The following is a 22,533-nucleotide window of genomic DNA, read 5'->3' on the forward strand; positions in this document are numbered from 1 at the left end:
TTTATGATGACTGTTTATGTGTATATATTAAAAGTTTATGTGTTAATTTAACTAGATTATAGAATAAAACTAATAATATTGCAATAATATTTTAATTAAAATACTTTAACAATCAAAAAAAGTAAAAATATACAAAAAATATTGTAATAAATATTGTATAAATCCCCAAGATGATATAGAATATAAATAAGTTGAATAGATTTTATATTCAAAAAATAATAAAAAATCTATTAATTCTGAAAATAAAGGGGGACGCTTAAAGTGAAATATGTATTAGCAATTGATCAAGGAACAACAGGAACAAGAGCAGTATTAATAAATGAAAAATCAGAGTTTGTTTTTAGTGATTATATGGAGCATACTCAAATCTATCCACAATCTGGATACGTCGAACATGACCCTATAGAAATTTGGAATAACACAAAAACTGTAAGTAATAATGTACTACAACAAGCTTTTAAAAGTGGAATAGATGAAAGTGATATAAAGGGAATAGGTATAGATAATCAAGGTGAAACAGTAATGCTATGGGATAAAAATACAGGTATGCCATTATACAATGCAATTGTATGGCAGTGCAGAAGAACTTATGATTATGTTGAAAATTTAAAGAATATACCAGGATTAGAAAATAAGATAGTAGATAAAACAGGACTAATCATAGACCCTTATTTTTCAGGGACAAAAATTAAATGGATAATAGATAATGTAAAAGGTGTAAAAGAAAAAATCAAAAATGGAGAAGTACTTGCTGGAACATTAGATAGCTGGTTAATTTGGAAAATGACAGGAGGAAAGTCTTTTTTAACTGATGTTTCTACAGCAGCAAGAACCATGCTTTTTAATATAAGAGATATGAATTGGGATAGAGAATTACTTGATATTATAGGAGTTCCTAGAAGTATTTTAGCGGATATAATGCCTACAAGTGGTGATTTTGGGACTACAGACAAAGGGGCATTTTGTGGTGTATCAATAAAAATTACTGCTTCGATGGTTGACCAGCCAGCAGCTCTATTTGGAAATGGATGCTTTGAGCCAGGTATGGTTAAAAATACTTATGGAACAGGATGTTTCTTATATATGAATATAGGTGAAGAGTTGAAAATAGCGGGTAATGGTATATTAACAACTGTTGCTTGGAAAATAGGAGACAAAATTACATATGCTTATGATGGCGGAGTATATATAGCAGGTGCTGCAATACAGTGGCTTAGAGATGGAATTGGAGTTATAAAAAATTACTCAGAAACTGATGATATGGCTAACTCAATACCAAGTACTGGTGGTGTATATTTTGTTCCAGCGTTTGCAGGGATTGCAGCACCTTATTGGGACCAATATGCAAGAGGTACAATGGTTGGTATAACAGGCAGTACTAAGAAAGAGCATATAGTAAGAGCTACTCTTGAATCTGTTGCACTTCAGGTTAAAGATGTTGTTGACTCTATGAATTTAGCTTCAGGAAAGGATATAAAAATGCTAAGAGTGGATGGTGGAATTACAAAAAATAATTTTACAATGCAGTTTCAATCCGATATATTAGATATACCAATTGAAATTGCAGAAAATCCTGAGACAACAGTGCTTGGAGTAGGATATATGGCAGGTCTTTCCTGTGGTGTTTGGAATAGTATTGATGAAATTAGAAATGAGTTTACAATAAGTAAAGAATACACTCCAAATATGACAAAACAAAAAAGAGAAGAAATTTTGCTTGGATGGAATCAAGCAGTAAAAAGAGCTATGAACTGGGAAAACGATACCAAAAAGATGTGTGCTAATTAAAGTACAACATAGTATTTACATGTATAGGAGGAATTAAATATGCCCTTTGATAAAGTTATATTATATATAATGGCTGTAGGGGTGCTTTTAGGAGCATTAGATAGGATAATTGGAAATAAATTTGGTCTTGGTGAACAATTCGAAGAAGGTTTTAATTCAATGGGTCCACTAGCTTTAGGGATGGTTGGTATAGTTTGTTTAGCTCCAGTTATCTCAAATGTATTAGGACCAGTAATAATACCAATATTCAATTTATGTGGAGCAGACCCATCTATGTTTGCAACCATATTAGCAAATGATATGGGAGGATATCCATTAGCGATGGAACTTGCACACAATAAAGAAGCAGGGATGCTTGCAGGATTAGTTGTATCATCAATGCTTGGGTGTACACTTGTATTTTCAATCCCAGTAGGATTAGGCCTTATAGAGTATGAAGACAGACCATTTTTTGCAAAAGGGTTATTAATAGGATTAATAACAATACCTTTTGGGGGGATTGTAGGAGGAATGATAGCAGGATTTAATTTATCAATGGTGATTATAAATATGGTGCCAGTAATAATATTAGCAGTAATATTAGCAATAGGTCTGAAAGTAAATTCAACACTTATGATAAATGGGTCTTTAGTTTTTGGAAAAATTATATCTATATTGATAACAATAGGATTAGGTGCAGCAGCATTTCAAGAAATAACAGGGGTAGTACTTATAAAAGGAATGACACCTATAAGAGAGGGTATTCAAGTAATTGGAAGTATTGCAATAGTATTATTGGGTACTTTTCCTATACTACATTTATTAGTTAAAGTTTTAAATAAACCACTTACAGCAATAGGTGGAAAATTAGGTATGGATGCAACAAGTGCAGCTGGATTAGTTTTCACTTTAGCTAATAGTATTCCAGTGTATAAAATGATGAAAGACATGAGCCCAAAGGGAAAAGTAGTAAATACAGCATGGTTAGTTTGTGCAACAGCAGCACTAGGTGATCACCTAGGATTTACAGCAGGAGTAGTGCCAGAGATGATTACACCTGTTGTAATTGGAAAGTTAGTTGGTGGAGTATTGGCGATTGCACTTGCTATGGTAATGACAAAAGATTTAACAGCAGAAGAAGAGCAAAGTAGTAAAATGAAAAAAGAGGTTGTATAAAAGAATTAATGTTAAAGTAAGCGTTAAGCTAAATTAAAAAATAGAGTTAAGTTAAAAAAATAAGGTAAATAAAAAAAGACATAGTGACATAGTAAAAACACTGTATAGTTTAGGTATAAATGGAGCTAAATAAATAATTATTTGGCTCCTTAACTTTAATCAATGATATTTTATAAGGAACTAAAAAGCAATCATATAAGCTAATTATCAGCTATGACTAAAGGTATTCCTTTTTGAGAAAATTCTATAATTATGTCGTGGTCTATACTAGCAGATGTAATAATAGTATCTATATGCTCTATAGGAGCAACAGAAGCAAATGAATTTATTCCAAACTTAGGTGGCTCAACAACTACTATTGACTTTCTAGACCTTTCAATCATTTTTTTTCGAACAAGTGATTCTTCTAAGTGATAGTCAGAAATACCATTTTCAAGTGTAATACCTCCAGCACCTAAAATTGCCTTATCAACATTAAATTGTTCAATGGCTGCTAATGTAAGTGGTCCAGAAAAAGAACCTTCAGTTTCTCTAAGATATCCACCAAGTACATATACTTTTATATTAGTATTCATAAGTTCATTTGCAACCAAAATTGAGTTAGTTATTACAGTTAAGTTTTTTTTGTCTTTTAAACTTTTTGCAACTTCAAGAACAGTAGTTCCAGTATCCATAAAAATAGTGTCATTTGTATTTATAAATTCACTACATTTAAGAGCAATTTGTTTTTTATCATTTGAATTTATTTTTTTTCTTTTAATATAGTTAAGTTCTACGCTACTTGCTATAACTGGTATAGCACCACCATAAACTCTTTTTAAAAGTCCAATACTTTCCATATGTGCTAAGTCTCTTCGTGCTGTTTCTATTGATATATCAAACATTTGGACTATGTCATTTATTTTAATTATATTATCTGATTCGAGAATACTTAAAATCTTCTCATATCTTTCCTGTGGTAACATGGAAAATCCTCCTTGGATTAATATTATTTTAGTTTTAAGCATAACTTATGATGAATTAAGGATTTATGTCTATATGTTAATGTGTGTATATTTAGTAAATAATATTATAAGCGTTATGCAAGATAATTTTACCATATTTCAAACTTACATTTAAGTAAAAAAGTGAAAATAGATATTTAATGACTTAAAATACCTTAAATTTCATAAATTAATTGACTAAAATATAATTTTATTATATAATTTAATTGCATAGAAATAAGGAGAAGTACTCAAGTGGCTCAAGAGGATCCCCTGCTAAGGGATTAGGCTGGGTAACCGGTGCGAGGGTTCGAATCCCTCCTTCTCCGCCAATTATCAAAGGCTATCCTTGTTGAAGGTAGTCTTTTTTGTAATGTCTATTAATAAAAACAACCTAGCAGACATAATTAAAGAAAGGAGGTAATATATGACAACTTTAATTTTCTTTATAGTGGGAATAGCATCTTTAGTGGTTGCTTTCGTTATTGATGGGGGACACATTGGAGCCTTATTTGTATTTTCATCAGCACTTGTTGTTTTTGGTGGAACTATAGGGGCTGTTGGTGCTTCAACACCATTTCCTGTATTCAAAAAGTCCATAAAGATAATGTTGTTAGCTTTTAAAAATAAAAAGCCTAACAATATAGAAAACATAGTTTATTTCAAAGAAATTGCAATCAAGGCCAGAAAAGAAGGTCTTCTTAGTATTGATAAAGAAATAAGCGAAAATGATGAATTGGACCCATTTATTAGAAAAGGTCTTGAACTTATGGTAGACGGCGTTGATGCAGCTACAATAAGAAATATATTAGAATCTCAAATACAAATAACATCAAAAAGACATAAAGAAGGAATAGCAATATTCGATTCAGCAGGAGGGTATGCACCTACACTGGGAATCATAGGTACAGTTATGGGATTAGTACATATTTTAGGAAATCTTTCGAGTAATCCAGATGCACTTGGACCTCAGATATCTGTAGCGTTTTTGGCTACTTTATACGGTGTTGGTTCGGCCAATTTAATTTGGTTACCAATAGCATCAAAGCTTAAAGCTATAAATCAGCAAGAAACTAATGAAAGACTTTTAGTGATAGAAGCGATACTATCTATACTTGAGGGAGATAATTCTAATTTAATGACAGAAAAATTAAAGATATTTTTAAATTCAAAAGAATTAATTGAACTTGGAGAAGCTGATGGTAGAATTGAATAATATAAAAGGATGGAATATTTATGTTACATGATGAAGACGAAAAAGAAGAAAATAATGAGCGATGGCTTTTAACTTATTCAGACCTCATAACATTACTTATGATTTTCTTTGTCATAATGTATTCTATGAGTAATGTTGATGCAGAGAAATATAAACAATTATCTCAATCCCTAAGTTCTGCATTTGGTGGTTCATCTGGAGTTATTGAAGGTGGACAAAATAAAATAGAACCAGTAGTTGACCAAAATAATAATAATCTAGATAGTTTACAAAATCCTGAGTTTAAAGAAGTTGGTGAAAATATTCAAAAGTATTTAAATGAAAGTGGATTGGCAAATTCGGTATCATTAAAAGCTCAAGATAGAGGACTAGTAATAAGCCTTAAAGATACTATATTATTTGATACTGGAAAAGCTGTTATAATAAATGATTCTAGAGATAAGATTATTCAAATAGGTAAGATGTTAAATGAAATGAATAGTTATATAAGAGTAGAAGGTCATACAGATAACCTATCTATAAAAAATTCTGAATTTAAATCTAATTGGGATTTATCAGTCATGAGAGCAACCAATGTTGTCCAACTTCTTATTGATAGTGCAGGTATTGCACCAAATAAGTTGTCTGCTGTAGGATATGGTGAATTTAGACCAATAGCTGACAATTCATCTCCAGATGGCAAATCAAAAAACAGAAGAGTTGATATAGTCTTGGTTGATAGTAAGTTCGATGATGTAGAAAATGTTGGAGAAAATAAATAGTTAAATAAGCTATCTCAATACAGAGTTATTTCTAATAAGGGATAGCTTTTTTATGCTAAAATTAAAAATAGATGATTAGTAAGTTACCTTTTTGTGATAATATATGGTATCTTAAATATATAATATTTAAATTATGAAAGGACTCAATTTTAAAATTGATATCAAAGGTGAGTAAATAAATGGGTAATAAGAATAAAAACACAAAATATAAAGATAAAACAAGGGCAAGGTATAATAAAAAGGTTGAAACTTTAAATAAAGAGAAGTTAAAAGAATCTAATAAACAACATAAAAAAGAAGATAAGATTACTACTATTATTAATAAATCTAGTATTGTATTATGTGTTCTTTTAGTAATATTTTCTTTACTTTATCTGTTTAAGTTAGTTCAGCTTAATATAATAATGACACTTTTAGTAATTACAGTGGCTATTCAACAAGGTTTGGTATCATTTGGTGCATTTAGAGAGAAGAATTATGCTAAAGGTATATTTTCAATATTTGTAATCATTTGTTTTCTAGTTGCTTTTAAATATACTGTTAGTCCTATTTAAATATATCAGTAAATATTTTATAATTAATATAAGTAATTAAGTTACGGTTTTAATGCTATAATAAATTTTATACATTTGAAGGAGTCGATTTTATGAATAGGAGTGGATTTGTAAAATTAATTATCACATCAATGATTATTTTATTACTTACAGGGTGTGATTTGAAAAAGGAAGAGAGCTATAAACTAGATCCAGAAAATCCGACATCAATAGAAATTTGGCATTATTATAATGGACAGCAAAAAATGGCGTTTGATAAGCTAGTTAAGGAATTTAATGACACTGTAGGTGCTGAAAAAGGAATTATTGTTGAAGCGTTTAGTCAGGGAAATGTAGTTGATTTATCTGAAAAGGTGCTGGATTCTGCTAATAAAAAGGTTGGTTCTGAAGATGTTCCAAATATTTTTGCAGCGTACTCAGATACTGCATATGAAATGGATAAATTAGAACTACTAGTAGATATTGATAAGTACATAAGTAAGGATGAATTAAATGAGTATATAGAAGAATATGTAGATGAAGGTAGACTAAATTCTGATAACGAACTTAAGCTTTTTCCGATTGCAAAGTCTACTGAGATTTTGATGTTAAATAAGACAGATTGGGATAAGTTTGCCAAAGCAACAAATTCAAATATAAATGATATACAAACAATTGAAGGATTAGTAGAGACATCAAAGAAATACTATGAATGGACAGATAGTTTAACAAAAGAGCCTAATGATGGTAAAGCATTTTTTGGAAGAGATGCTCTAGCAAATTATATTATTATAGGAAGTAAGCAGTTAGGAGTAGAAATTTTTTCAGTTAAAGATGGAAAAGTTATATTGAATCTTGATGAAAAGGTTATGAAAAAATTATGGGATAATTTTTATGTCCCATATATAAATGGATATTTTGCATCTTATGGTAAATTCCGTTCTGATGATGCAAAAACAGGAGATATACTAGCTCTTGTTGGGTCTAGTTCAGGAGCATCATATTTTCCAGATGAAGTAATGTTAAATGATAATGAGAGTTATAAAATTGAGACATCTGTCTTTCAAGCTCCACGTTTTAAAGATAAAGAAAAATATGCTGTACAACAAGGGGCAGGAATGGCTGTAACAAAATCTACTAAAGAAGAAGAGTATGCATCAGTAGAATTTTTAAAATGGTTTACAGATAAAGAGTCTAATGTAAAATTCTCTATTGCTTCTGGATATCTACCAGTAAAGAAAAAAACAAATAATTTGGATGTTATAAAGGATGTTATGAATAAAGACGATTTAAAGGTATCAAGTAAAGTGGAAAGTTCAATTGTTTCATCTATTGAACAGATTAATAGTTGTAAGTTGTACACTAATAAAGCATTTGATGGTGGGACAAAAGCCAGACAAATCCTTGAGTATTCAATGATTGATAAAGCTAAAGAAGATTTAAATAAAATAAATGAATTAATAAAAAATGGAACCTCTAAAGAGAATGCAGTAGCACAATTTAATAATAATGAAAATTTTTCAGCATGGTTTTTAAATTTTAAGACTGAGCTTGAAAATGCTGTAAAAGAGTAGGTGAATTGGCAACGTGTACCAAAATGCACAAAGGTATGGGTGGAATAAATATGGAAAATAATCTAAAAAAGAATAACTCAATAATGAAAAAGATGATATTTCCTCTAATTATTGTTATGCTAATTCAAACAAGTTTATTTTGTGCCACAATTTTATGGGGAGGAACTATTAAAAGACTAAATGATAATTCATTTGATATTTTAAATGAAAGAGTAATTAATCGTAAAAATTATATATAAAATGAGATGTTACAAAGATGGTCAAAGACAAGCGAGACAGAACTAGCTATTAACTCATCTGTAAAAAAGGTTTTAGATGAAAATAATGTCTCAATTAAAGATGTGGGTATAAACGAAGAAATTAATAAAGAAATTATAAAAAATATATCAAAAGATTTAATATATCTTTTGAGAAAAAATTCTGTTACAGGTTCTTTCATAATTTTAAATAACAAAGATATTGAATATGATTCAATAAATAGTAAAGATGAAATAAGTAAGACAGGATTGTATATAAGAGACCTAGACCCTAAATTTAACCCAAATGATAATTCTGATTTGCTAATTGAAAGAGGCTCCTCAGAGATAGCAAGAAGTTTTGGAATATCTATGGATAGTTATTGGGCTCCAAAGTTTTCCTTTAAAAGTGAAAATGAGGAAAAAGGAGATAATTTCTTTTATAAACCATTTAGAGCTGCAATTGATAATCCAAATACATCAAGTTCTAATTTAGGATACTGGGGAAGTCAGTTCTTATTAACAAATGAAGGCGATAGAGTTATAACATATTCAGTTCCTCTTATTTATGAAGATGGAACTGTATATGGAGTACTTGGAATAGATTTAGGTATAAATTATTTAAGAGAGTTGCTTCCATATGGGGAGATAAATGAAAATAAAAAAGGTAATTATATTTTAGGCGTAGATAGAAATGATGATTTGGCATTTGAAAATGTTGTTTCGAATGGTTATACATTTAAAGACAAATTTTGGGATGGTTTACATTCGAACCTTGAGCAAAAAGAATCTTATAAAAATGTATATAAAGTTAAAAATGAAGATGATGGTAAAATTAAAGAAAGTACTTATGCTAGTGTACAATATTTAGATTTATACAATTCCAATACTCCATTTGAAAATGAGCGTTGGGCTCTTTTGGGAATTATTGAAGAAAAAAGTTTATTGTGTTTTTCAAAAAGAGTGGAAACCTTGGTAATAGTGTCTGTTGCAGTTTCCTTAGTGATAGGACTTATAGGTATTTATATTGCTTCGAGATTGTTTACAAAACCAATTGTTCTTTTGGTTAATAAAGTTAGAAATAGTAATCCATCAAAACCAGTAAATCTTGATAAAATAAACATATCTGAAATAGATGAATTATCTTCAGCCATAGAGCTACTTAGTGCAAATGTTGCAGATTCCTCATCAAAATTATCACAAATTATTGAAATTGCAGATATGCCAATTGGAGCTTTTGAATTATATAAAAATGGAGATAATGTTTTTTGTACAAAAGGATTTTTTAGTATATTTACTACGGATGATGAATTTCAAGAATATGGATATATATCAAAAAGTAAATTTATAAAAAAAATGAATGAAATGGATACATATTTACAGAAAAATTATAAGACAGAAAATATATACATATATAAATTTGAATCTAAAGATAAAACTTCTAAGTGGATAAGATTAAATATTGTTGAAGATGACTTAAAGATATTAGGTGTTGTTGTTGATGTTACAAAAGAGTTTATTGAGAAAATGAAAATTGAGTATGAAAGAGATTTCGATATTTTAACAAATCTTCTAAATAGGAGAGCTTTTTATTCACAAGTACGAGAAAAATTTGAAAATAAAGAAGAGATTAAAATAGCTGCATTTATAATGTGGGATTTAGATAATTTAAAATATATTAATGATACCTATGGTCATGATGCTGGTGATGAATATATTAGATGTGCAGCAGATATACTTAAAAAGTTTATATCATGGAATGGTATAGTTTCTAGACTTTCAGGGGATGAGTTTTATGTATTCATATATGGGTATGAAAGTAAAGATAGCATAAGAACTATTATTAACTCTGTTAAGACACAGATGAATAATACTTTATTAAAGCTTCATGATGGGACAGAATTTAAAATAAGAGCATCAGCAGGAATTTCTTGGTATCCTAGCGATTCAACTAACTATGATGAACTAATGAAATATGCAGATTTTGCTATGTATCAAATTAAAAATACAATTAAAGGCGAAGTAAGTGAATTTGATGTCAATATATATAATAAAGATTCATTCTTGTTGCATAATAGAGAAGAGTTAAATAAATTAATTGATGGTCAATTGGTTGAATATGCATTTCAGCCTATTGTGGATTGTAAAGGTGAAGTATTTGCATATGAAGCACTTATGAGACCCAAAATGGAAACTTTTAGTTCTCCAATGGATGTTATTAGATTGGCTCGTTCACAGTCTAAGTTATATCAAATCGAACGTATCACATGGTTCAAAGCACTTAAATCTTTTAAGAGATATAGGGAACAGTTTGGAGTGTGTAAATTGTTCTTAAACTCTATACCAAATAATAATTTATCAAAAGTTGATTTTGAAGAAATAGAAGATTTATATGGTAATTATCTAAATAGGGTAGTGCTAGAAATAACAGAGAATGATAAGATTAGTGAAGATTTTATTGACAAAAAGAAAGTGTATATAAATCAGTGGAATATAGAAATTGCTTTAGATGATTTTGGAACAGGTTACAATGGCGATGCTGTACTACTGTACATAATGCCAAATTATGTGAAGATTGATATGTCTATTGTAAGAGGTATTGACAAAGATGAAGATAGAAGAAAAATACTAAAAAACCTTATTTCATATTCTAAAGAAAGAAATATTAAAGTTATAGCAGAAGGTGTAGAAACCAAAAGTGAAATGGAAGCATTAGTAGCTATTGGAATAGATTATATTCAAGGATATTACATTGGTAAACCAGAATTTGTTCCTCAAGATATAAGTGATAAAATTAAACAGGAACTCAAGATATGTTATGAAAATAGAGATGATATAGTTTAATAGAAGAAAAATTAAATGTATTTTTAGGATACTTTTAGTTTATAATTAAAAAAGAAAATAGGATGATTATAAATTAAGGTGGTGGATGTAATAATCACAACAAATATAGATATAAGACAGTTAAATGAAAATCAACTAGAAGCAGTTGAACATATAGATGGGCCTTGCATGATACTTGCAGGGCCTGGTTCAGGTAAGACTAGGGTAATTACATATAGAATAGCTAATATGGTAGTAAACAAAAATATAGCACCAGCAAGAATATTGGCGATAAGTTTTACCAAAGCATCCTCAGTAGAAATGAAAAATAGAGCATTGAGTTTAAGTGATGATATAAGACTCAATAAGGTAACATATGGCACTTTTCATTCTGTGTTTTTTAAGATTTTGAGGTATTTTGAAAGGTACAATTTAGATAGCATATTTGATGAAAAGTCAAAGAGGATAACAATAAAGGCAATATTAAAAAGTCTAAATATAGAAAATGCAGATGATGATGAAAATATAGGTCAAGTTATAAATGAAATATCTTATGTAAAAAATGAACTTATGGATAAGAATGAATTTAGCTCAGAAGTGTTGACAAAAGATGAGTTTTTAAAAGTATATAATTTATATGAAGAGCAAAAATCAAAAGTTAATAAGATTGATCTTGATGATATGCTTATAAAGACTTATTATTTGCTTTTGAATAATAAATCAGCCTTAGAAATGGTTAGGAATGTATATAAATATATATTGATAGATGAATTCCAAGATATAAATAAAGTGCAATTTGAGGTTTTAAAGTTAATTTGTAATCCACTAAACAACATATTTGCGGTTGGAGACGAAGACCAAAGTATATATGGTTTTAGAGGAGCTAGACCAGATTTTTTGCTTGAATTTGAAAAATATTTTAATAATACTAAAAAAATAGTGCTGGATGTAAATTATAGGTCTAAAAGTGAAATAGTAAATACTGCAAACAGGCTTATAGAAAAAAATAGAAATAGATATGAAAAAGTTATTAAATGTAGTCAAGGTAAGGGAGGCATTGTGAGTTATATTTCTCCATATGATTCAGAGGAAGAAGCTTTACATATTGCCAAGGAAATAATTGACGAAATAAAAAAGGATTATGTAGAGTATTCAGATTTTGCAGTAATTTATAGAACTAATATACAGTCAAGAGCCTTAGTAGATGTATTTATGGATATGAGAATTCCATTTGTAGTAAAAGATTCAGTAATTACAATATATGACCATTGGGCAAGTCAGGATATACTGGCATATTTAAGAATAGGTATTAATCCAAAATCAAATAAAGATTGGTTAAGAATTATAAATAAGCCATTTAGATATATATCTAAAGATAATGTAAATATGGTTAAAGATGAAAAAGATTTTGTAACAGCACTAATAAACAAATGTAACCTTCATCCCAAACAAGTCAAAACAATAACAGATTTGGAGATAGACTTGAGCTATTTGAATACTTTAAATCCTAAAAATGCAATATCTTATATTAGAACTAGTCTTGATTATGATAGATATGTCTTGGATTACTGTAGCAATAGAAAGATAAAGACTAATGGGCTTGTAGAGATATTAAACGAACTTGAGAGTTCTGCTACAAATTTCAATACAGTGACAGAGTTTTTAGACCATATTGAGAGAGTAAAGATTGAGTTAATGGAAAATAACAAGAATAAACAGACTGATGGTGTTATATTTACAACTATGCATAGTGCAAAAGGATTAGAATTTAGGAATGTCTATATTATAGGTGCAAATGAAGGAACAATACCTCATGAAAAATCATATGATATTTGTAAGGAAGAAAAAAAAGAGGAACAATTAGAAGAAGAAAGAAGACTTATGTATGTAGCTATTACAAGAGCTGAAGAAAAACTATGTATAAGTTCTACTTTAAATAAATATGGTAAAAAAGTTGATAAATCATTGTTTATCAATGATATAAAATCTCCAACTAAAAAAGAAATTGATAGTATTGGTGTTGGTGATAAGGTATACCATAAAAAATTTCACGAAGGCGAAATAATCAAAAAAGATGGAAACATGTTTACGATAAAGTTTAAAGATAGAGAGCGAACTTTAGATTTGAAAACTTGTTTATTGAAGAATATAATCCATATTATTTAACTTAGTATATAAAATTTAATAAATATAAGATATATTATTTATAAGTATTTAAGCAATGAAAATGAAAGAGAAAAATATTATTTATAAGTATTTAAGTAATGAAAATGAAAGAGAAAAATATTATTTATAAGCATTTAAGAAATAGAAACAAATAAGAAGTATATTATTTGTAATTACCTAAAGAACAGAAATAAATAAGAAATACATTATTTATAAATATATGGATAATATTAACAAGCATGTAATACAATATCTAAATTTTAGAAAATAAAATTATTAAAAAAATAAAAAACTTATTGACAAAAATATTAGAAGGAAGTACAATTGTATTAACAATTTAAGGAAACAAATCCAGTGATAGAGAAAGTAGCATATATGGATTTACAGCGAGTTAGGGGTTGGTGTAAGCCTAGCAATGAAGTCTATGTGAAGAGAGCTCTGGAGGAAATTATCAGAAGTTTTAGTTAGTATGATAATTGGTTTGCCCGCCTTAAGGGATTGAGAGGATAAGTACTTACTTATCAAAAAGAGTGGTAACGCGGATATAATTCGTCTCTTAGCTGTAAAGCTAAGGGACTTTTTTGATTTTAAAATTAAAATATCCCTGTAGCTATAAAGGCTAAAATTCACAAATTTTGAAGGTTGTATAAGTATTTATCAATAAGAGTGGTAACGCGGTAAAGTCGTCTCTTAGTCATTAAAGACTGAGGGACTTTTTTTGTAACTCGAAACATTAAAGTATTAAAAATTTGAGGGAAAATTATAATTAAAAGAGAGGGGTAGTTAAAATGAAAGTATTTAAAAAATTATTAAGTTTAGGATTAGTATTAGGATTAACATTATCGCTAGTAGGATGTAGTGGTGGAGAAGAAAAAACAAAATTAGAGCAAATAAAAGAAAGTGGAAAATTAGTTGTCGGTACTAGTGCAGAATTCCCACCATTTGAATTTCATAAAGTAGTAGATGGTAAAGATTCAATAAAAGGATTCGATGTAATGTTGGCTGAAGAATTTGCAAAGGAACTTGGTGTAAAGGTTGAAATTAAAGATATGTCATTTGATGGATTAATAGGTGCTTTAAATGCAGACCAAGTTGATATGGTTCTTGCAGGGATGTCTCCAACACCAGAAAGAGAAAAGAGTGTTGATTTCTCAGAATTATATTATTTAAGTAGAAATGCAGTTATAGTTAAAGATGCAGATATAGACAAAGTAAAAACTGAAGACGATTTGAAAAAACTTAGAGTAGGGGTACAGGCAGGAAGCATTCAAGAAGAATATGTAGTTAACACTCTAAAAATGACAACTACAAAATCTTTAAAAGCAATACCTGATTTAATTACAGAATTAAAAAATGGAAACATAGATGCAGTTGTTACTAATGAGGCAGTTTCTTTAATAAATGTTAAAAAATATGATGGAATAAAAATGGCAAATACTGAAGTTGGTAAAGATGTAACAGAAGGTATGGCAGCAGCAATCAAAAAAGCTGATAACAACAAAGACTTTATAGAATTATTAAATAAAAAAATAAAAGAATTACAAGATGGTAAAAAAATAGAAGAATTTTTAAATGAAGCATCTACTGAAGCTGCTTCAAATTAGTAAGAAAGTTATGTGGGAGATGAAATTATGAGTTTAGATTTTAGTTTTTTAAGTAGATTTGGGACTTCTTTTTTGGAAGGAACAGGTGTGACAGTAGGAATTTCTCTTGTGGCATTATGCTTTGGATTTGTAATAGGTATAATTATCTGTATGGCAAAAATATCAAAGAGTAAAGTATTAAGAGTAATATCATCAATCTATATTGAGATTTTAAGAGGAACACCATTATTAGTACAGATATATATAGTATGGTTTGGATTACCTCAATTAGGAATAAGATTCCCTATGTTATTTGGTATACCAAGTGAATTTATAGCTAGTGCATTTGCATTGTCAGTAAACTCTGGTGCATATGTGGCAGAGATACTTAGATCAGGTATACAATCAGTTGATAATGGACAAATGGAAGCAAGTAGATCATTAGGATTAAATTACTGGTCAACTATGAGATATATAATAATACCTCAAGCTATAAAAAATATACTACCTTCATTAGCAAATGAGTTTATTACACTTGTAAAAGAATCTTCAATAATATCTGTAATAGGTGTTGTTGAGATAATGCGTACTGCTGATATAGTAAAAAATGCAGCATTCAGAGCATTAGAGCCATTAATAGTAGCAGCAGCAATTTATTTTGTTATAACATTTACTCTATCAAGATTAGTTGGATTATTAGAAAAGAAACTATCTGTGTCTAACTAGATGAGAGCATGTTTAGCATTTAGGGAAAACATAGAATAGTAAAAAGGAAAGTGATAATATGATTACAATAAAAAATTTAAGTAAATCTTTTGGAGATTTAAATGTATTAAAAAATATAGACTTAGAAATCGCTAAAGGCGAAATAATGGTTATAGTAGGTCCAAGTGGCTCTGGTAAAAGTACACTTCTTAGATGTATGAATTTATTAGAAATACCTACAGGTGGAGAGATAATATTTGAAGGAAAAAATTTAGTTGATAAAAAAACTAATATTGATGAAGTTAGACAAAATATAGGTATGGTGTTTCAGAACTTTAATTTATTCCCACATAAGACTATTTTAGATAATATAACATTGGCACCAATTAAATTAAAAAAAATGACTAAGGAAGAAGCAGAAAAAAAAGCAGAAGTTTTATTAAGTAGAGTTGGTCTTTTAGATAAAAAAGATTCATATCCATCACAATTATCTGGAGGGCAAAAGCAAAGAATAGCAATAGCGCGAGCTCTTGCTATGGAACCAGATATGATGTTATTTGATGAGCCAACATCTGCTCTTGACCCAGAAATGGTAAATGAAGTTTTGGATGTTATAAAAGAACTTGCTAAAGAAGGAATGACAATGGCAATTGTAACTCATGAAATGGGATTTGCTAAAGAAGTTGCAGATAGAGTTATCTTTATAGATGGAGGAAGTATTCTTGAGGAGGATTCTCCAGAAGAAGTCTTTGGAAATCCAAAACACGATAGAACAAAATCATTCTTAGCAAAAGTGTTATAATATATAAAAAAAGGATGTATTGATATTAGAAATTCAATACATCCTTTTTTAGTGATAATTAATATAATTTTTAAAACTAAAATTATACTGACATTAACTTTATCTTAGCTTAATATTATATTTTTGCAGAAAAAAAAAGAGCTCGGGGTAAGCTCTTTTTTTCCATCGAATTAGTTTCCGATATTAATTCGATTTTTAATAAATATAAAATATATCCTTATGAAAGGGTATTGGGAATAGATATATTAACTAACTAGGGTTACCAGGGGGATAACCTTAATTTATTATAACAAAATGCGACACAAAAATCAATATTTTTTTTGATATAAATTATAAAAGTTATTTTTATAACAAGTAAGCTTATAAAAATAGACTTTATAGCAAAAATAAGTATATGTATAATATAATATATTTATTTTATATAATATATTATTTTATCATATATTGTATGTTATCACGTATTTTTGTAGGGTATAGTATAAATATATTATATTTTAGCATAAAATTTTGTAGTTAAGTGAAAAAACTAGATTTTTATGAAAGAAGATTCTATAAACTTAAGATTATCTTTTTAATAAAGATTAACAAAAAAAATACTGTAATTAATGGTATAATAATTAGAGTTGAAGATTTTAAATAAAGGCAGGTGTAATTAAGTTGGAAATATACTTAGATAATAGTGCAACTACAAAACCTTATCCAGAAGTTATAGATAAAATGGTATATGCACTTAGTACGGATTATGGAAATCCTTCTTCTGTTCATAGAAAAGGTGTGGAAGTTGAAAAAGGTATAAAAGAAGTAAGACAGATTATAGCTAAATCTCTAGGCGCGAAAGATAAAGAGATTTATTTTACATCAGGTGGAACAGAATGTAATAATACTATAATAAGAGGTATTGCCAATCTAAATAAGAAGAGAAGAAATCATATAATATCTACAAATATAGAACATCCTTCTGTTTTAAACACACTAAAAGATTTAGAAGAAGATGGATTTGAAGTAACTTACTTAGAGGTCGGAAAAGATGGAAAGATAAATATAGAAGATTTGAAAAATGCTATAAAATCAGCTACATGTTTAGTAAGTATGATGCATGTTAACAATGAAATAGGAACTATACAGCCAATAGATGAAGTTGGAAAATATCTGAAGTCTTTAAAAGAGAAGATATATTTCCATGTAGACGCTATTCAATCATATGGAAAAATAAACTTTAGACCATCTAAATACAATATAGATTTTATGAGTGTAAGTGCACATAAATTTCATGGTCCAAAGGGAATTGGATTTATGTATATTAAGGAAAATAATCGCTTAAAGCCTATGCTAACAGGAGGAGGACAAGAAATTGGAATTAGGTCTGGAACAGAAAATGTACCTGGAATATATGGGCTTGGAGAAGCTGTAAATATATTAAGTAAAGATTTAGATGCTGTTATTTTGAAGATAAATAACTTAAAAAACATATTTAGAAATAAAATAGTTGAGAATATAGAAGATATAAAAATTAATTCTCCAGAAGATGGCGTATGTCATATATTAAATGTATCATTTATAGGTACGAAGGGAGAAGTTTTACTTCATTACCTAGAGCAAAAAGGAATTTATGTGTCAACTGGATCTGCATGTTCTTCTAAGAAAAAAGGTAGTCATGTTTTGAATGCCATAGGTCTTACAAATGAAGAAATCAATGGAACAATAAGGTTTAGCCTATCTGATATGAATACAGAAGATGAGATATCTGAAGCTGTGAAAGTATTAAAAGAATCAATTTGTGATTTAAGGTCAATAATGAGAAAGAAATAAAGAATACTGTATAAATAATAAGAAGAAAGTAGTTTAAGAGGTGAAATGGTGTATAATATATTAATAGTAAAGTATGGAGAAATTGGAGTAAAAGGAAAAAATAGATATATATTTGAGAATAGACTTATAAGAAATATAAGAAATATGTTAAAGCCAATTGGCAAATTTAATGTATATAAAGAGTATGGAAGAATATATGTCGATTTAGAAGATTATGATTATGAAGAAGTTATTGAAGAAGTTAGAAAAGTATTTGGTATAGTAGGTGTGTGTCCTGGAGTAAGAGCTAAAAAAGATTATGATACATTAAAAGAAATAGCTTTAAAGATGCTAGAAGAAAAAATAGATGCTGGATATAAAACTTTTAAGGTAGAGTCAAGAAGAGGAGATAAATCTTTTAGATTAACTTCTCAAGAAATGAGTATGGATATAGGTGGGTACTTATTATCAAAGGTAGGAGATAGAATTGATGTTGATGTAAGAAATCCAGAAGTTAAAATAAAATGTGAATACAGAGAATTTCATACTATGGTTTATAGTGATACTATACCTGGATACGGTGGATTACCACTTGGAACTAATGGTAGAGCGATGTCTCTTTTGTCTGGTGGTATAGATAGTCCAGTAGCAACATGGATGGTCGCAAAAAGGGGTATGGAAGTAGAAGCAGTGCATTTTCACAGCTATCCATTCACAAGTGAAAGGTCACAAGAAAAAGTTAAAGATTTAGCTAAGATATTAGCTAAATATTGTGGTAGAGTAAGGCTTCATAAAGTAAATATACTAGAAATACAAAAAGCAATTGGCGAGAATGGTAATGAAGAAGAAGCGACTATTCTTTCAAGAAGATTTATGATGAGAATAGCACAAAAACTTTCTGAAAAAAGACATTGTGATGCTTTGATTACAGGTGAAAGTATTGGTCAAGTTGCATCTCAAACTATACAAGGGCTTACTTGCACTAATGCTGTTGTAAATTTACCAGTATTTAGACCACTTATAGCTATGGACAAATCAGACATAGTTGATATAGCTAAGAAAATAGGGACTTTTGAAACATCTATAATACCTGAAGAAGATTGCTGTAGCGTATTTTCTCCTAGAAAACCTGTTACTAAACCTAGACTAGAAAAAATAGAAAAATCTGAGTTGTCACTTGATATTGAAAAATTAGTACAGGATGCAATTGACGGAATAGAGGTTGAAGACATAGAATTTTAATATGGAAGTGATTTAGTTATTTGGGGTAGGTGTTATATGTGATTCAAGTATTATATGTTGGTATTGGTGGATTTTTAGGAGCTATATTAAGATATTTAATATCTCTAAAGTTTGTAGGAACTAAGTTTCCATTTGGGACTTTGGTGGTCAATATTCTGGGTGGAATTTTAATTGGCTTTGTAATGGAAATGAGTATAAGGACAGATTCTATTTCTAATAATTTAAAATTGTTTTTGACAACTGGTTTAATGGGAGGACTAACTACATTTTCTACTTTTAGCTTCGAAACTGTAAAGTTTTTTGATAGTGGGAATTATATATTATTTGGACTAAACATATTTTTTAATTTGGCATTAAGTATTTTGGGAGTTTTTGTTGGAAGGACTTTATGTAGACACTTTATTACTGTATAGCAGATTAAATTAAACACTATAATTTTATTTAATGGGAATGATTATTATGAATAAAAAGGGTTTTACACTAATTGAATTATTGGTAGTTATATCTATAATAGGAATTTTGGTTATAGTTGCGTTACCAGCACTTTTTAAAAATATAGAGAAAAGTAAAGCAGTAACATGTCTTTCCAATAGAGAAAATATAAAGACTCAAATTGTTATTGCTGTGGCTGAGGAACCTAGCAAAGATAAAAAAGAAGTTATAAAAGATGTATTAAAAAATACGGATGGTAAGTATTTTGAAACAGAGCCAAAGTGTAAGTCAGGTGGAACATATTCAGCAGAGTTTGATGATGGTTATGATGGAATAACTGGAGAAGAAAGTATTGCAAGAGTTTATGTTACTTGTACAGAACATCCAGATGGTGTTGAGATGGCTAGAGATGTACACCAAAGTATGATGGACTTGATTGCATCATTTGCAGTAGACCCTTCTGTAATACCAGGGCCTTCAAAAGGGAATGATGCTTTTAGAAATTATTTACTAAATAATAAATATAAAAATGGGTGGCCTACAATTCCAGATGAATTTAAAAAGAAATATAATTTAAGTAAGGCAACATTATATATACAACCATATGCATATAACCCTACTGAATCTGATGCTACTGTAGTTGTATTTGCAAATGATAAGACTGGAGGTAATTGGTACACATCTTTAGTTTATGATTATGATGAAGGTAGATGGTATAAAGGTAACAATGGTATTTCTGTTGCAGGTAGGTCATGGAATGTTGATTCAGCTGATGGTAAGACTAAATCTGTAAAAACAGAGATTCATACAAAAGCTGGTTGGGGTCCTTTAAATTAATATAGCAAACTTTATCAACTTTACTGGTATTAATCGTTCTATAGAAAAATGATATTTTCTATAGTTGAGTGATACCAGTTTTGTATTTAAGTTTATTTGTGGGGTAGATATATTGATGTTTTGATGTTATAAAAGCTTCACATATAAACTAAAAATAATTATAATTAAGAATATAAAGAAGTTTAATTATAAAAATTAATTTTCTAAAGATTTTGTATTTAAACTAACAAATACATAAAAAGGGGAATCGATATAATGAATAATTTACAAGATAATCAAACAATAAACTTGATAAAAGAACGTAGAAGTATACGAAAATTTACAACAGAGCAAATTACAGATGAACAATTAGATACATTATTACATTGTGCATTTGCAGCACCTTCAGGGTGTAATAAACAGCCATGGCACATAACTGTTGTACAAGACCAGAAACTTTTAAAAGAGATTAGTGATGATACTCTTTCTAGAGTTCATGAAGTTAGTAACGTTGAAATAAATAAAAATTTTAAATTATTTTATGGTGCACCAACTGTTTTATTTATTTCTTATGATGAAGAGAGTTCATGGGCTCCATATGATGTGGGAATACTTACAGGAAACATAACAACAGCTGCACAAGCTTTAGGGCTTGGGAGTTGCATAATAGGAATGGTTAGGGGTCTATTTACACCTGTTGAGCAAGGGGATATTGTAGGTCTTGTTAGTGTGTTGGATGACAATGATGTAAAAGAATCAGATTCAATAAAGATGAAGTTTGATACAAATAAAAAATATAGAGAATTACTAGATATACCAGAAGGATATTCTGTACCATTTGGTATTGCTGTTGGTGTCCCAGAAGGGAATTTACCACAAGCTAGAAATGTAGTTTATAAAGTCTCTAGAGTTTAGAATATTTGAGTAGGAGTAGTTATAATGTCTATATCTGTTAATACAAGAAGTACACATGTAAATCAGAGTAATTATAGCAATAAAAGTAATGACAAGTTAGAAAAGTTTGATGAGCAAATACAGAAGCTAGAAAGTTTTATCACAGATTTGAAAACTGATAAAAATATGGATTCTAAGATAAAAAATATGAAAATTGAAGCATTACAACAACAAATTAATGATTTGAAAAATCAAAAACAGGAATATTCAAGTCAATTAATCAAAGAGGGTACACTTAAAAAAGAATCTAAACAATCTGATATTAATCAAGAAAATTCTCAAGATAAATACGATTATGTAAAAGGATTAACTTACTATACCACAAAGACTTTAGTGTCATCTGATTGTGATATAAAAAATATTTCTAAAACTAATAGTATGAGAATTAGTTTATCTGATGATATTCGTACTAAGAATATGGAAATGAGTAGTCAAACTCGTCATTCACCTACCAAATTCGATTTATTTGAGAGTGGTAAATTAAGTAGCGGTTTAAGCAAGATTAATATGTCTTTTGGAGAACAACTATATGCTAGTACAGATAAAATTAAAGATAATAATAAAATGAGTTTAATTAATTTAAGTATTATGTATAAAGAATATAAAGTCGAAAAAGATAAAAAAATAATAATAATATTTTGGAAAAAAGTGGTATAAGATTGAAATAAATAAAAAATCATGATACAATAAATGTAAAATAAAGGAAAAAGTGACCCTTAGTTATAAAAAGGGTTTTTTTTTATGTAAAAAAAACTATAAGAATATTATAAAAAATGTATATCAAAGCCATTCAAAATTTTTTGCCACTTCTAATAATTGATTATCAGTAAAAGTACAGAACGACTGTTTACAAGTTAAAGAAATAATTATAATTTTAATAGCATATATATATAATTTTTTTAAAAAAATGTATATATATGTAAAAAAAACTATTAATCATATAAATAGTGACTTTTTTATAACAAACGGAAACTAT

Annotated in this window: 19 protein-coding genes, 1 tRNA gene and 1 other annotated feature; of the genes, 19 read left to right on the forward strand and 1 reads right to left on the reverse strand. The window is 28.6% G+C overall.

What is annotated here, in order from left to right; genetic code table 11:
- Positions 1-261 precede the first annotated feature (261 nt).
- Both glpK and IC219_RS07745 read left to right on the forward strand, forming a co-directional pair.
- Positions 262-1,788, forward strand: coding sequence for a glycerol kinase GlpK (gene glpK, locus IC219_RS07740; RefSeq protein ID WP_227831280.1), 1,527 nt, complete (start codon positions 262-264; stop codon positions 1,786-1,788).
- 39 nt (positions 1,789-1,827) lie between these two features.
- Positions 1,828-2,943 (forward strand): ethanolamine utilization protein EutH, encoded by a 1,116-nt coding sequence (locus tag IC219_RS07745; protein ID WP_227433430.1) that lies wholly within the window; start codon positions 1,828-1,830, stop codon positions 2,941-2,943.
- A gap of 200 nt (positions 2,944-3,143) precedes the next feature.
- Here the strand turns inward: IC219_RS07745 and IC219_RS07750 are convergent, their stop codons facing one another.
- Positions 3,144-3,908 (reverse strand): DeoR/GlpR family DNA-binding transcription regulator, encoded by a 765-nt coding sequence (locus tag IC219_RS07750; protein ID WP_227433429.1) that lies wholly within the window; start codon positions 3,906-3,908, stop codon positions 3,144-3,146.
- A 259-nt stretch (positions 3,909-4,167) separates the two neighbouring features.
- Between IC219_RS07750 and IC219_RS07755 the strand changes: the two genes are divergently transcribed.
- From IC219_RS07755 to IC219_RS07840, 17 genes are all read left to right on the forward strand, one after another.
- A tRNA-Ser gene (locus IC219_RS07755) sits at positions 4,168-4,258 on the forward strand.
- 95 nt (positions 4,259-4,353) lie between these two features.
- The gene (locus IC219_RS07760; protein ID WP_227433428.1) at positions 4,354-5,142 is read left to right on the forward strand and encodes a flagellar motor protein; all 789 of its coding nucleotides are present in this window, start codon (positions 4,354-4,356) and stop codon (positions 5,140-5,142) included.
- Positions 5,143-5,162: 20 nt separating this feature from the next.
- Positions 5,163-5,903 (forward strand): flagellar motor protein MotB, encoded by a 741-nt coding sequence (locus IC219_RS07765; RefSeq protein ID WP_227433427.1) that lies wholly within the window; start codon positions 5,163-5,165, stop codon positions 5,901-5,903.
- A gap of 179 nt (positions 5,904-6,082) precedes the next feature.
- The gene (locus IC219_RS07770) at positions 6,083-6,457 is read left to right on the forward strand and encodes a hypothetical protein (RefSeq protein WP_227433426.1); all 375 of its coding nucleotides are present in this window, start codon (positions 6,083-6,085) and stop codon (positions 6,455-6,457) included.
- Between the two features lie 92 nt (positions 6,458-6,549).
- Positions 6,550-8,010, forward strand: a complete 1,461-nt coding sequence (locus IC219_RS07775; protein ID WP_227831279.1) for an extracellular solute-binding protein — start codon at positions 6,550-6,552, stop codon at positions 8,008-8,010.
- A 50-nt stretch (positions 8,011-8,060) separates the two neighbouring features.
- Positions 8,061-8,249, forward strand: coding sequence for a hypothetical protein (locus IC219_RS07780; protein ID WP_227831278.1), 189 nt, complete (start codon positions 8,061-8,063; stop codon positions 8,247-8,249).
- Positions 8,250-8,255: 6 nt separating this feature from the next.
- Positions 8,256-11,090 (forward strand): EAL domain-containing protein, encoded by a 2,835-nt coding sequence (locus IC219_RS07785; protein WP_227831277.1) that lies wholly within the window; start codon positions 8,256-8,258, stop codon positions 11,088-11,090.
- Between the two features lie 78 nt (positions 11,091-11,168).
- Positions 11,169-13,235, forward strand: a complete 2,067-nt coding sequence (locus IC219_RS07790; RefSeq protein ID WP_227482997.1) for an ATP-dependent helicase — start codon at positions 11,169-11,171, stop codon at positions 13,233-13,235.
- 345 nt (positions 13,236-13,580) lie between these two features.
- Positions 13,581-13,795 (forward strand) — a binding site (T-box leader).
- A 228-nt stretch (positions 13,796-14,023) separates the two neighbouring features.
- Positions 14,024-14,839, forward strand: a complete 816-nt coding sequence (locus IC219_RS07795) for a transporter substrate-binding domain-containing protein (RefSeq protein ID WP_227831276.1) — start codon at positions 14,024-14,026, stop codon at positions 14,837-14,839.
- Positions 14,840-14,866: 27 nt separating this feature from the next.
- The gene (locus IC219_RS07800) at positions 14,867-15,544 is read left to right on the forward strand and encodes an amino acid ABC transporter permease (RefSeq protein ID WP_227433421.1); all 678 of its coding nucleotides are present in this window, start codon (positions 14,867-14,869) and stop codon (positions 15,542-15,544) included.
- Between the two features lie 58 nt (positions 15,545-15,602).
- Positions 15,603-16,325, forward strand: a complete 723-nt coding sequence (locus tag IC219_RS07805; RefSeq protein WP_227433420.1) for an amino acid ABC transporter ATP-binding protein — start codon at positions 15,603-15,605, stop codon at positions 16,323-16,325.
- A 657-nt stretch (positions 16,326-16,982) separates the two neighbouring features.
- On the forward strand, positions 16,983-18,134 hold the full coding sequence (locus IC219_RS07810; RefSeq protein WP_227433419.1) for a cysteine desulfurase family protein: 1,152 nt from the start codon (positions 16,983-16,985) through the stop codon (positions 18,132-18,134).
- A 45-nt stretch (positions 18,135-18,179) separates the two neighbouring features.
- The gene (gene thiI, locus IC219_RS07815) at positions 18,180-19,355 is read left to right on the forward strand and encodes a tRNA uracil 4-sulfurtransferase ThiI (RefSeq protein ID WP_227482995.1); all 1,176 of its coding nucleotides are present in this window, start codon (positions 18,180-18,182) and stop codon (positions 19,353-19,355) included.
- A gap of 38 nt (positions 19,356-19,393) precedes the next feature.
- Complete coding sequence (gene crcB, locus IC219_RS07820; RefSeq protein ID WP_227433417.1) at positions 19,394-19,768, forward strand: fluoride efflux transporter CrcB; 375 nt, start codon at positions 19,394-19,396, stop codon at positions 19,766-19,768.
- Between the two features lie 46 nt (positions 19,769-19,814).
- On the forward strand, positions 19,815-20,624 hold the full coding sequence (locus IC219_RS21900) for a prepilin-type N-terminal cleavage/methylation domain-containing protein (protein WP_285894571.1): 810 nt from the start codon (positions 19,815-19,817) through the stop codon (positions 20,622-20,624).
- Positions 20,625-20,879: 255 nt separating this feature from the next.
- Positions 20,880-21,518 (forward strand): nitroreductase, encoded by a 639-nt coding sequence (locus tag IC219_RS07835; RefSeq protein ID WP_227482994.1) that lies wholly within the window; start codon positions 20,880-20,882, stop codon positions 21,516-21,518.
- A 24-nt stretch (positions 21,519-21,542) separates the two neighbouring features.
- Positions 21,543-22,214 (forward strand): hypothetical protein, encoded by a 672-nt coding sequence (locus IC219_RS07840; protein ID WP_227482993.1) that lies wholly within the window; start codon positions 21,543-21,545, stop codon positions 22,212-22,214.
- Positions 22,215-22,533 lie beyond the last annotated feature (319 nt).

This window comes from Clostridioides sp. ES-W-0018-02, assembly GCF_020658175.1.
Taxonomy (GTDB): domain Bacteria; phylum Bacillota; class Clostridia; order Peptostreptococcales; family Peptostreptococcaceae; genus Clostridioides.